Origin of the sequence: Holophaga foetida DSM 6591 (assembly GCF_000242615.2) — a bacterium.
Classification (GTDB): domain Bacteria; phylum Acidobacteriota; class Holophagae; order Holophagales; family Holophagaceae; genus Holophaga; species Holophaga foetida.
On record NZ_KI912269.1, the window covers coordinates 493,705 to 505,347 of the forward strand.

Here is an 11,643-nt window from a genome sequence, read left to right on the forward strand (position 1 = left end):
GGACCTGTGACGCCGACGACCAGTCCAAATTTTTTCAATGGAGGGCCGTCATGGCTTCGCTCAAAGGAACCCGCACCGAGGAAAATCTTCTCAAGGCCTTCGCCGGGGAATCCCAGGCCCGAAACCGTTACACATTCTACGCATCCGTGGCCAAGAAAGAGGGCCTGGAGCAGATCTCCGCCCTTTTCCTGGAAACCGCCGAGAACGAGAAGGAGCATGCCAAGCGCTTCTTCAAGTTCCTTGAGGGGGGGATGGTGAACATCACCGCCGCCTTCCCCGCCGGCGTGATCGGCAACACCTCCGAGAACCTCCAGGCTGCCGCCGAGGGTGAACACGAGGAGTGGACCGACCTCTACCCCGCCTTCGCCGAAGTGGCCAAGGAGGAGGGCTTCCCTGAGATCGCCGCCGCCTTCACCCAGATCGCCAAGGTCGAAAAGCACCACGAGGCCCGCTATCGGGCCCTCTGGGACAACCTCCAGAATGGAAAGGTCTTCGAGAAGGATGGCGTCGTGATCTGGAAGTGCCGGAACTGCGGCTACATCCACGAGGGCAAGGCCGCCCCCCAGAAGTGCCCCGCCTGCCTGCATCCCCAGGGCTATTTCGAAGTTGAAGGTGTCAACTACTGACTTAAGAGAGTGCCTCACGCGGAGACGCCGAGGGTGCGGAGCAAGGAGCTGCGTCCTCAGGATCTTCGCGAAATTTTTGCATGAAAGAAAAGCCAATGAACCAGCCCACAGCCTCCGCCCACGTCCAGGCCATCCAAGGCTCCCAGGAGATGCTGACCACGAATCGCAAGGCCCTCACCATCAACCTGGACCCCCAGTGGTACGGCACCTTCGCCGAGATCGGAGCCGCCCAGGAAGTGGCCCGGGCCTTCTTCCGGGCTGGCGGAGCCGCTGGCACCGTGGCCAAGTCCATCTCGGCCTACGACATGGTCTGCAGCGATACCATCTACGGCAAGGCACCCCGCTATGTCAGCCGGGAACGCCTGAGCACCATGCTGGACACGGAATACGGATTTCTGGTTGATCAGCTGGGGGATCAGCGGGGAGACAGGACCTGCTTCTTCGTCTTCGCCGACACCGTGGCAGCCCGCAACTTCAAGGGCGACAACGACTGCCAGGGATGGATGGGCATCCGCTTCCAGACGGAACCCGGTGGCCCCCCCAGCGAGATCATCATCCACGTCCGCATGTGGGACAAGGAGGCGGTGCTCCAGCAGGAAGCCCTGGCCATCGTGGGTGTGAACCTCTGCTACGGCGCCTTCTACTACCGGGACGACCCCAAACAGCTCATCGAGTCCCTGGTGGATCGCCTGGGCGCCGAGCGCATCGAGATCGACATGCTCAAGCTCAGCGGCCCCGCATTCGAGGGGATCGACAACCGTCTGACCTCCATCTACCTCGTGCAGCTGGGCATCACCAATGCCGTGATGTTCAGCCCTGAAGGCGACGTGGTCCAGCCCTCCGAGGTCCTGCGGAAGAAGGCCATCCTGGTGGAACGCGGGCGCTTCAACCCGGTCACCCGCCTCCACACCGATATGCTGGCCTGCGCCACCCGGCGCTTCCAGGCCGAAGAGCGGGTCCAGGGCAAGGATGTGGTGGTGCTGATGGAGCTGAGCCTCAACAACCTGCTGGGGGACCAGCACTACCACCAACCCCAGGACATCATCGACCGGGTGGAGCTCCTCAGCCTCCTGGGACACACCGTCCTGATCTCCAACCTCCCCCACAACCACCGGCTTGCGGGCTATTTCCGCCGCTACACCCAGGAGATGGTAGGCATCGCCATGGGAGCCCTGACCTTCTTCGACCTGATGAAGGATGAGCATTACACCAGCCTCCAGGGGGGAATCCTCGAAGGACTGGGACGCCTCTTCCGCTTCCAGCTCAAGCTCTACGTGTACCCCGCCCATGGCAAGGGGCCGGGCACCCCTCTGGTCACCGGCGATAACATGAACGTGCCCCCACACCTGAAGATGCTCTACGCCCACCTGCTCCACAACCAGCTGGTGGAATCCCTGGAGGGCTACCAGGAGGACTGCCTGGATGCCTTCCCCGACGACGTCCTCAGCCGAATCCAGGCCGACGAGCCCTCCTGGGAAGAGCTGGTTCCCGAGGGAACCTCCCAGCGGATCAAGGAACTGGGACTCTTCGGATGGAAACAGTCGGAGCGCAACCGGCGTCCAATGGGTGTAGACCAGTAAAGGAGTCCTCATGAGAGCCCTTGCAGCCCTGCTTATCGCCGCCCTGCCCCTCTCGGCCCAGGCATGGGAGCACGACCTCGCCGCCGCCCAGAAGCGGGCCAAGGCGGAGAAGAAGCTGATCTTCGCCGATGTCTGGACCGAATGGTGCGGGTGGTGCATCAAGCTCCAGAAGGATGTCTTCCCCTCCCCCGAGGGCAAGGCGGCCCTGGCCACCGTCGTGCCGGTATCCCTCAAGACCCAGCTGCGCAATGGCGCTCCCACCGAACTGAAGCACCTCGAAGAGAGGTTCCAGGTCGAGGGATTTCCCATGCTCCTGATCCTGGACGCGGACGGGAATGTCGTGCGCAGCCACGCTGGCTACCTGCCCCCCAAGGAGTTCGCGGCCTGGGTGAAGGGGAAGTAGGCCGGATAGCCAGGGGGTGCCCGTGCTGAAGCGACAGACCCTCATCATGGCAGCGGCCTTCGTTGCCGTGATACTGGGCATGGGCATCCCCCTCTGGATCCAGCGACCTGCCCTCCTGCCCTCGGGTCCTTCGAGGTCCGTGGCCTTCGGGGGTGCTGCGCTGGAGGTGCCGGAGGCTTTTGGCGCCCCCGTTTCCAGCCGTTTCGAGAACTGGGAACGGCGCACCCTGTCCGGCAGATCGGGCCTCCTGCTCCTGGCCTGGGAACCCGCCGACCCGCGCCCCCTTTCCCAGGCCTACGCCCAGTGGTTCGACATGCCCGCCTACACCCGGGGGCCTGTCCGCTATGAGAGCAGCGGCTTCCGATGGTTCTACCGGGAAATCCCCCTCTTCGGACAGGGGGCCTATGCCCTCCAGAAACGGAGCAGGGGCAAGGGCCTGCGCCTCATCACCTGCTTCTCCCAGAACGGCAACCACTACTGGATCCAACTGGATGTACCCAACCCAAGCACCCAGGCCCAGCGAGCATTCCATGCCATGCTGCTCACCCTGAAGCTGCCGGACGGGAGCCGACCCGAGCCCACACTGGCGGCAGCACTTGAAGGCATTCCACGGGAATGCGGCTGGCGCTTCACCCTGCCCATGGGACTTCCCTTTCTCCTCCCCCTGGCCGTCCTCGCCCTGGTCTTCGGAATCCAGGTGATGGTCAGGAAGCGCTCCAGCCGTATGCCCGACCAGCCCTCCGGCTACATGGAGAGCGGTCTCGAAATCGCCTTTTCCCGCCCCATGCAGATCCAGTACCTGGACGTAGCCATCGGCGTCACGGGCGAGGCCCTCACCCTCTACACCTTCGGCACCCCCTTCCTGGTGATCCCCCGGGCCTCCATGACCGGGCGGGTGACCACTGGCCAGGGCTGGTTCGGGGCCAAGTATGTGCAACTGGACCTGGAGGGCCCCCTGGATCTCCGGAAATACAAGTGGAAGTACCGGGCCGACCGAGGGGCCAGGATCCGGATCTACACCCCCGATGAGACCCGTCTCTACCACACCCTGATGAGCTGAGCCCCGTGCGCCTCTTCTATGCCATCCCCCTGCCTGAGCGCCTTGCGGCGTTCCAGGCTGAACTCCAGGGGAGGGCGCGAGCCTTGGCCATGGCTGCCAAGTGGCCCCGCCCCCAGGGGCTCCACCTGACCCTGGCCTTCCTGGGGGAACAGCCGGAGGACTTGCTCCCCAAGCTGCTGAAGATCGGCAGGAGCGCTGCCGCCAGCCCGGCCTTCGAACTCAGGACCGCCGGTCTGGGCGGCTTCCCCAGAACCGCTGCAGCCCGGATCCTTTGGCTGGGAGTGGAATCGGAGCCCGCCATGGACGCGCTCTGCTCCAGGTTGAGGAAGGCGCTCCAGGACGCCGGAGCCCCCTTCGACGCCAAGCCATTCCGCCCCCACATCACCCTGGCCCGGCCTAAGGTTCCGGTGGACCTCACCCCCCTGGGCCCAGCCCTGGAACCCCTGAGGATGAGAGTGGACCGTTTCGTCCTCTACCAGAGCATCACGGACAGGGAGGGCCCACGCTACGAAGTGCTGGAGGCATTCCCGCTTGCGCCGATGAAGTAAAGAGTGAGTCTGTCAACAAAAGAGATCCCGAGTAGCGGCTTTGCTCCGCAAAAAAAGACATAAGCTGGGATGCGCACGGATGAGAGGGATGAAGAGCAGCTGAAAAGAGGCTCGGCGCTCTGATATCCGTCTGCCATCAATCGTAAAGCTTCAAAAGCCACTTCCACCACCAAGCAACCCCGCGCAGCGGGGTTGCTTGGTGGTGGAATTTCTCTTTTTGTTTGCGAATGCGCATGAATCCAGGCCTACAGGTCCTTCACTCCTCCCTGGGGTTCCGGCTTCTTGGGCATCCGCTGACGGATCCCCTCCAGTTCATCCTGCTGGGCGCCCTGGCTGGGCTTGGGGGGAGGAGGCGGTGGCGGGGGATTCTTGGGCGGCGGGGGCGGAGGGTTGTTCTTCAGCAGGGACTGGAGGTTCTGGACCGCCTCACTGCGACCCGGCTGCTCCTTCAGGAGACGTTCCAGGAGGGCCTGGGCCTCGGGAATCTGCCCCAGGGCCACATGGGCCCGAGCCGCCATGAGGAGGGCGGGTGCGCGCCAACCGGGCATAGGGGAAGGCGCTCCCTGCCCAAGAAGCGGGGCCAGGGTCTCCAGAGCGGGTTTAGGCTGGCCGCTCCGGAGATCAACCTGGGCTGCAACCAGACGCTGGAGGGGCTTGTCGCCCCGGGGCCGCCAGCGCTGGGCAGTGGCGAGATCCCCGCGATCCAGGGCGCTCTGGGCCATCCAGGTCTTCACGCTCTGGGGCATGGGCAGGGCAGCCTCAACGGAGGGGGCCAAGCCGAATCCGAGCAACAGCAACAGGGGTGTGCGCCAGGCCCGCATGGGACGCCCCGCCGCCAGAAGCCAGAGGGCCAGCCCCACCAGGGAGATCCAGGCTCCCCATTCGGGGTGGGTAGGGAGGATGGAGCGGGCGACCGGCAGGGCCTCGTGCCCCCTGGAGAGACGCTGGAAGCGCGCTGCCAGATCATCCCCCGGCTCCAGCAGGCGGCCCTGAGTGGCTTCGGCCAGCTGCTTCATCAGTTCTGGGTTGGCCTTCGTCTCACTGGGTTCGCCGGGTTTGGCGCCGGGCACGCTCTGGGGCTGAGTATTTCCCAGAGCCATGGCGTAGAGGGGCAGCCTGGCCTTGACCAGGGGGGCCGTGGCGCGCTGGATGGCCTCAGTCTGAGCCTCCCAGGTCTCCTCTCCATCCCCGAGCAGCAGGATCACCGCCGGAGCCTTGGACTCCACCTGGGCTGCCACCATGGGCAGGCCGCGCCCCAGGCTGGTGCCGGGGGAGCCCAGGTCACCGGGAATGACGGTCTTGAGAACATCCCGCAGGAGGGTCTGGTCTTCCCCAGGAGGAAGAAGGGGGACGGCGTCCCCGGTGAGGATATCCAGACTGAAGCGCACGCCAGGATTGGATCGGCTCCAGAGCCGGTCCAGGGTGCGCCGGGCAACCTCCCATCGGGAAGGTGCCCCGGGTTCTCCGGTGATGGGGGCCAGCATGGATCGGCTGGCATCCACCACCACATGAACGGTGAGGCGGGGAACCTCCACGGAACCGCTGCGGGGTTCCGCGAGCCCCACCCCAAGGCCCACCAGCACCAGGGCGAGGCCAAGGCCCTGAAGGAGGGGCCGCTGGCCCACGACCCGGACACCAAGACCAGGCCGAAGCCAAGCCCGGATGCCGAAGGCAAGAGCCAGGAGGGCCAGGAAGGCCGCGGGCAGAAGGTAGAGCGGATAGGCGAAGGGGAGCTGACTCATGCTTCCCCCATCCAGGCGGGAGTGCGCTTTCCGCGTTTGCGGAGAATGTCGAAGGCCAGGGGAAGAGCCAAGAGCGCCGCCATTTCCAGGAACCAATGGGCCATGGGGATGCCCTCGGAGGGCGGCTCCACGGGTAGGGCCGTCTTCTCCAGCTGGTCGATGGCCTTGAGGCTGCGGGCCAGGCCCTGGGGATCATCCGCCGCCAATGCCTCACCGCCCGTGGCATGGGCAATGGCCTGAAGGGTGCCGGGATCCGTCTCCACCTTGAGGCTGGCCAGTTTGCTGCCATCCACGGGATAGAGGCTCTCGCCGCTGGCCTTGCCGATGGCCACGGTATGGATGCGGATGCCCTTGGACCGGGCCTCCTCCGCCGCCTCCTGGGGACTCACCCGCCCCCGGTTCTGGGCTCCGTCCGTCAACAGCAGGATGACCCGGGAACGGGCGGGACTGTCCGAAAGGCGGCGGACCGCGGTCATGAGGGCGCTGCCGATGGCGGTGCCATCGTCCCGGCTGTCCAGTTCCAGGAGCTCCAGGGTATGCCAGAGGCGCACATGGTCGGCCGTGAGGGGACTCAGGGTCACTGGGTGGGCGCTGAAGAGGATGAGGCTGAAGCGGTCGTCGGGACGGTTGGCGATGAAGATCCGCAGGAGGCGGCGGGCTGCGGTCCAGCGATCCTCCTTGCCATCGTCCAGGGCCTTCATGGAGCTGGATCCGTCCAGGACCATGGCGAAGTCCACCACCGGCGCCCGGCCCCGGATATCCCTGCGGAACTCCGGACCCGCAGCAGCGACGATCAGTGAGACGGCCAGCAGGGCGGGCACCAGATGGGAGCTGATCCTGGCGAACCTTCCCGAGGGCCTGCTGTGGGGAATGCCCCAGCGATAGGGGGTGCGCCAAGTGAACCAGAGGGCCGGAATCAGGAGGATCAGCAGCCAGGGGTAGCGGAGGTCGATCATCTGGCCTCCAGGCATCGCAGCAACGCCTCAAGGGAGGGGAACTGGGACGGGTGCCCTCCGAAGCGGCCTTCGTCCATGGCCTGGACCCAGTGGACCCAGGGGGTGAGGTGCCGACGATGGCACTCCGCAGTCCCCCAACTTCGGGCCTCCTCACCGAAGCGGGCCGCCAGGAGTTCCCGCCCCAGGAGGTGAGCCTGATCCAGGGCGGGACGCTCCCAGTTCGGCGGCGGCCAGTGTCGGCGGAAGGCGCTCTGGGCCCGCTTCATGGTCCGCTTGGAGGAACCTCGTTGCCAGAAGTGGATTCCCGCCCAGAGCAGGGCGAAGACCGGGAGGAGGAGGAGGCTGGCCCATCCCCAGGGGAATGGCGCCAGGGGCAGGATGTCCTCCTGGCCACCGCCCACCCCTACCCAGGGAGCGCCGAAGGGCGTGGTGCGGGGCACGGCGATCCGAAGTTCCGGGGTGACCTGACCATCCCCCAGATCCATGGGGGCCACCACCTGGGTGCCCGGCTGCAGGGCCTGGACCGTGAGCCGCCAACCCCGGCCATCGGACAGGGGCTCGGCCCCCCGGAGCTCCAGGGGGCCAAGACGGTCATCGCCTGGGCGCGGCGGGGCGGGCCTGGACGGGTCAGCCTCCCGCAGCTCGACCGTGCCCAGGGTGCCGAAGGGCAGTTCCTTGGGGGCGGTCCAGATGGGGGCCGCATTGAGAGAAACCACCGATAAAAACAAAAGAAGGAAAAATCTTTTATCCACAGATGAATGGGATGAACACGGATAAAAGCAGTTGCTCCGCGCCGACACTCCAGCCTGTGCATCTGTGGACAATTTTCTTTTTTCGCGCCCCCGGCTCATGCCCCACCGCCCTTGAGCCAGATGCCCAGCTTCACGACGGGATCTTCAAGAATGTCCCAGTTCTGGCGCTCTACGGTGGGGGGCAGGCCGGGATCGGGCCAGCGCTCCCTCCCATGGGCCTCGGGGTGGAACCAGACCACGCGATGGCGGGCCGCCAGGGGCTTGATGAGGGGGGCCAAGCCCCGGAGACCGGCCCCGTTACTGAGAATCCAGAGGCGGTGCCCCTTGCCGTGCTCGCCCCAGTGCCCCAGGGCCTGGGCCCACCCCTCGGGGGAGGGTAGGCTGGGACCCATCTCCGCCATGGCCTCCACGACCTTGAGTCCCGCCACCCTGCCCCGCCTGGGGGCGATGCGCAGGGCCGGTGTGCGGGCATCCCCTGGCACCAGGAGCCCGAAGCGGTCCTTCCCGGCGTTCATGGTGGCCATGGCCGCCCCGGCGATCTCCAGGGCCCAGCGCATGGGACTCGCGGGATCCCCCAGGAACATGGAGGGGTGGGGATCCACCAGCAGCCACAGGATCAGCTCACGGCTGGCCTCGAAGCGCTTGATGATGGGCTCCCCGACCCTCGCCGTCAGAGGCCAGTTGATGGCCCTGGGGTCGTCCCCCGGCACGTAGGGCCGATTCTCCACGAAGGTCAACCCCGAGCCCTTGAGCTTGCTGGGGTGCAGCCCCTCTGTGCCGCCACTGAGAACGCGGCGCAGGCGCAGGGGCAGGCGACGAAGGCGGGCGATGAAGCGGGTGGGGAGAGGCATGAGGGGATTGTCGCATTATTGAGATAATCGCAACACATCCAGGAGGCCCCTGGGCCGTCCTATGGAGAAGGCGTTGTTGCAGGTCAGTATCTCACCGCCAGCCCGAAGCCCAGATGGATCTCCCCCTTGGGCCCGGCGATGGGGACCAGGAGCCGCCGCTGGCCCGGCCACTGGAAGACCAGGGTCTCGCCCCGGTCCAGGGCGGCCCGGAGGCGCCGGGCGGTGGCCCTGCTGACCACCGTGCGCCCCTTCCGGTCCAGGCGGCCCTGGGCCAGGATGATCTCATCGTCCAGGTACCCATCCGCCGGGATCTGGGGGCTGGCGCGGTAGACCCGCCACTCAGTGTTCCAGAGGGGCATGCCCCCCTCCTCCGGGGGCATATCGTAGAGGGCCAGGTCTAGCACCACGGGCCCCGGGGGCAGGGGCCGCTCCCGGCGGGCATTGACCTCCAGCTCCCGGATCACCGCCAGACGGTCCCGGGCCTCCTCCATGGGTTCTTCCAGCCAAGCTTCAGACTGCCCCTTCTGCAGTGCCTCCATGCGGGTCAGAGCCCCCTCCAGCCCGGCGGGGTCCTGCTGGAAGCGCACCGCATCGCCCCAGTGGCGCCGGACCCGATGCTGGGCGCTCTCCTGGCCCAGGACCGCCGCCTTCTCGAACCAGGCCTCGGCGGCCTGGGGATCCTTGGCCATCCCATGCCCCCCCTCGGCCATGAGCCCCAGGGTGTACAAAGCCATGGGCTGGCCCAGATCGGCAGCCTCCCGGACCCAGGGAAGGGCTTCACGAAAGCGGCCGCTCTCGTAGAAAATCACACCCACGTTCTGGAGGCTCCGGGGCAGCTTCAGGGTCCGGGCCTCCTCCCCCAGCTTCAGGATCCGGGCCTGGAGTTCCAGGTAGTGGGGATCAGGGGCCGCCTCTCCCCGGGCCTGCTGCATGACCGCCGCCACCACCAGGGCCCGAACGGCCTCGTCCAGGGCGCCGGTCCCGTAGCCTTCGGCCCGGGCTCGGAGAAAGAACTCAGCCCCCTCCTCCAGCTCAGCGGGGGAGCGCCAGCCCCCTTCCGTGCAGGCGGTACCGAGATTGAAGAGGGTGGGGAGCTTCAGCCCCAAGGCCAGGGCCTCCTGCAGGTGTTCCCGGGCAGCCCCGTAGGCCCCCTGCCCGATCTCCAGGAGGCCCAGGTTGTTGAGGGCCTTGGGGTGGTGCTGGGCGGCGGAGAGGCGGTACCAGCGTTCCGCCTCTCCCAGGTCCTCCTCGACGCCTTTGCCCTGGTGATGAGCCTTGCCCAGGAGGAACTGGGCCTCGGCCTCCCCCTTTTCCGCCAGCGGCCGGGCCGCCGCCAGGAAGGCCGCCGGGTCCGGCCTGGCGAAGAGCTCCGCCAGGGTGGGCTGGGGGGCGGAGAGGGTGAAGAGGAGGGCGGGGACGACATGAAGCATGATTCATCATGACACCCCTGTGCCCCTCAGGGTCCGACCCTACTCCATCCCCGTCACGACCCCATCCTTCGGGGCCCTCACGGACAGCGGCAGTTCCAGGGTCTTCTGCTCCCTGGTCCCCAGCTTGAGGGTCCAGGCGCGGACGCCGGGGACAGGCTCCGTCCAGCCTGGTGTGAAGTCCTGGCCCAGGGTGATCTTCACCTCGTCGCTGATGGGCTTGAGGATGCGATCCTGCACCACCACCTCCAGGGCCTCAGCCCCCTCGTTGGCCACCTCGATGCGGTCCCTGAGGATCCACTGGCGCTCCTTGGTGAAGGCGCCCACGGTCTCCAGCTTGTGGTCCACCTTGCGGAAGTTCACCCGCAGGGCCTTGTAGGGGCCGAAGCCCAGGGAGAAGGACTGGCCCGCCGCAGGCAGTTCCAGAGGGGCCTCCCCCAGACGCTGGGTGCCCGAAAAGCGCACCACGGGTGCCCCTGGGAAGAGGGGGATCTGGCCGGGGATCGCGAACTTGGCCATGAGGAAAGCCGTGGGATCCAGACGGGGGGCCGTGAAAACCGAGAATACCGGGGCCAGGTCCTTGGACAGGACTTTGAAACGATGAGGCTCGCCGTCCGAGGGTACGTCCTTGTACCCATCCACCAGGAAGGTGGCGGCCAGACCGGAGGCCTCCTCGATGGTGGATGCGCCGGATTCCGTGGCCTCGACCGCTGCGTCCTCAGCTTCCATCGGTGCTGGAGCGGGCGCATAGACCTGGACGTTCATCCTGGCTTCCTCACGCATCAGGGCACCACCCCTCTTGGTCTGGAGACGAGGCCTCGGTCGCTCCTTCATCCAGTCCACATCCTGCCCCTCGGTGTACTCAGGGACGCTGAGGCTCAGGCTGGGACGGGCATTGCTGATCTCCAGGCGCACCCCCTCCCAGGATTCGCCCGTGGTCTGGGTGATGGCCGCAAAAAGGAGAAGGTCCAGCTTCTTCCGGTCTTCCGCCAGACGTGCCTCGTAGAGGGGCTTCCAGCGGGCCTGGCGGGTGCGATAGCTCAACTCCACTTCGGCACTCCCCTCCCGGGCCGTGGTCAGCTCCACCAGCACCCGGCTGGGGGCGGTGCGGCGCTCGCTGGCCCGTTTGCGAAGCTCCGCATCGAGCCGCGCCTCCTCCCGGGCCAGCTTCTCCAGATCCCTTTTTCGGGTCCGCTCCCCCGTGAGCAGTTCGGCGGTGCGGCGCTGGATGACCATGCTGAGGGTCAGGATGCCCTCGGCGCTGGGGACGCTGTAGGCCATGCGGGCCGAGAGCTCCTTGTCATGGGTGGCCTGGAGCCCCTTGAGGAAGGTGAGTTCCTGCTGGGAAGCCTCCCCCTCGGATTCCATGGCGTCCCGCTTGGCCCGCAGGGCTTCGCGATCGGCTTCGAGTTTCTTCCACTCCGGGGTCTCTGTAACCACCCTGGGTTCGTTGGCCACGGAGAGATCCCCCAGCCGCATCCCCGCGGGTCCCTTGGCAGAAACCTGGAGGTCCTCCACCCGCAGACCAGGCGGCAGGGACTCCAGCAGCACCCGATGGGTTCCGGCCCCCGGCAGCTTCACCCGGGCCACCCGGGTCACCCAGGCCTCGTCCGGATGGAGGCGGACCCGCTGGATGGGAGCCCCCACGGGAATGTTCTGCTGGGCGACCAGCAGGGAGGTCATGGCCGGAAAAAACCA

At 66.7% G+C, this 11,643-nt stretch carries 11 protein-coding genes; 5 read left to right on the plus strand and 6 right to left on the minus strand.

The genetic code is table 11. The annotated features are described in order from the left end of the window. Positions 1–50: 50 nt before the first annotated feature. The 5 genes from rbr to thpR all read left to right on the plus strand — a co-directional run bounded on the left by rbr (position 51) and on the right by thpR (position 4,217). Positions 51–626, plus strand: coding sequence for a rubrerythrin (rbr, locus tag HOLFODRAFT_RS0217620; RefSeq protein ID WP_005035118.1), 576 nt, complete (start codon positions 51–53; stop codon positions 624–626). Positions 627–721: 95 nt separating this feature from the next. Then, a complete protein-coding gene (locus HOLFODRAFT_RS0217625) occupies positions 722–2,206 on the plus strand; it encodes a hypothetical protein (RefSeq protein WP_005035115.1) in 1,485 nt (494 codons plus the stop codon). Positions 2,207–2,216: 10 nt separating this feature from the next. Further along, positions 2,217–2,609: a thioredoxin family protein gene (locus HOLFODRAFT_RS0217630; RefSeq protein ID WP_005035113.1), complete on the plus strand. Its 393-nt coding sequence runs from the start codon at positions 2,217–2,219 to the stop codon at positions 2,607–2,609. Positions 2,610–2,631: 22 nt separating this feature from the next. Beyond that, positions 2,632–3,669, plus strand: a complete 1,038-nt coding sequence (locus HOLFODRAFT_RS0217635) for a hypothetical protein (protein WP_005035110.1) — start codon at positions 2,632–2,634, stop codon at positions 3,667–3,669. Between the two features lie 5 nt (positions 3,670–3,674). Next, positions 3,675–4,217: an RNA 2',3'-cyclic phosphodiesterase gene (gene thpR, locus HOLFODRAFT_RS0217640; protein ID WP_005035108.1), complete on the plus strand. Its 543-nt coding sequence runs from the start codon at positions 3,675–3,677 to the stop codon at positions 4,215–4,217. 245 nt (positions 4,218–4,462) lie between these two features. Here the strand turns inward: thpR and HOLFODRAFT_RS0217645 are convergent, their stop codons facing one another. The 6 genes from HOLFODRAFT_RS0217645 to HOLFODRAFT_RS0217670 all read right to left on the minus strand — a co-directional run bounded on the left by HOLFODRAFT_RS0217645 (position 4,463) and on the right by HOLFODRAFT_RS0217670 (position 11,628). Further along, positions 4,463–5,959, minus strand: coding sequence for a tetratricopeptide repeat protein (locus tag HOLFODRAFT_RS0217645; protein WP_005035106.1), 1,497 nt, complete (start codon positions 5,957–5,959; stop codon positions 4,463–4,465). Continuing rightward, positions 5,956–6,915: a VWA domain-containing protein gene (locus tag HOLFODRAFT_RS22175; RefSeq protein WP_005035104.1), complete on the minus strand. Its 960-nt coding sequence runs from the start codon at positions 6,913–6,915 to the stop codon at positions 5,956–5,958. Before HOLFODRAFT_RS22175 ends, HOLFODRAFT_RS0217645 begins: the two co-directional genes overlap by 4 nt. After that, positions 6,912–7,631, minus strand: coding sequence for a hypothetical protein (locus HOLFODRAFT_RS0217655; protein ID WP_026939447.1), 720 nt, complete (start codon positions 7,629–7,631; stop codon positions 6,912–6,914). The genes HOLFODRAFT_RS22175 and HOLFODRAFT_RS0217655 overlap by 4 nt, the downstream gene beginning before the upstream one ends. A gap of 131 nt (positions 7,632–7,762) precedes the next feature. Further along, positions 7,763–8,518, minus strand: coding sequence for a DUF58 domain-containing protein (locus HOLFODRAFT_RS23620; RefSeq protein WP_005035101.1), 756 nt, complete (start codon positions 8,516–8,518; stop codon positions 7,763–7,765). A gap of 83 nt (positions 8,519–8,601) precedes the next feature. Continuing rightward, entirely contained in the window at positions 8,602–9,948 is a 1,347-nt protein-coding gene (locus tag HOLFODRAFT_RS24945; RefSeq protein WP_005035099.1) for a tetratricopeptide repeat protein, read from the minus strand. 39 nt (positions 9,949–9,987) lie between these two features. Beyond that, positions 9,988–11,628 (minus strand): DUF4139 domain-containing protein, encoded by a 1,641-nt coding sequence (locus HOLFODRAFT_RS0217670; RefSeq protein WP_026939448.1) that lies wholly within the window; start codon positions 11,626–11,628, stop codon positions 9,988–9,990. Positions 11,629–11,643 lie beyond the last annotated feature (15 nt).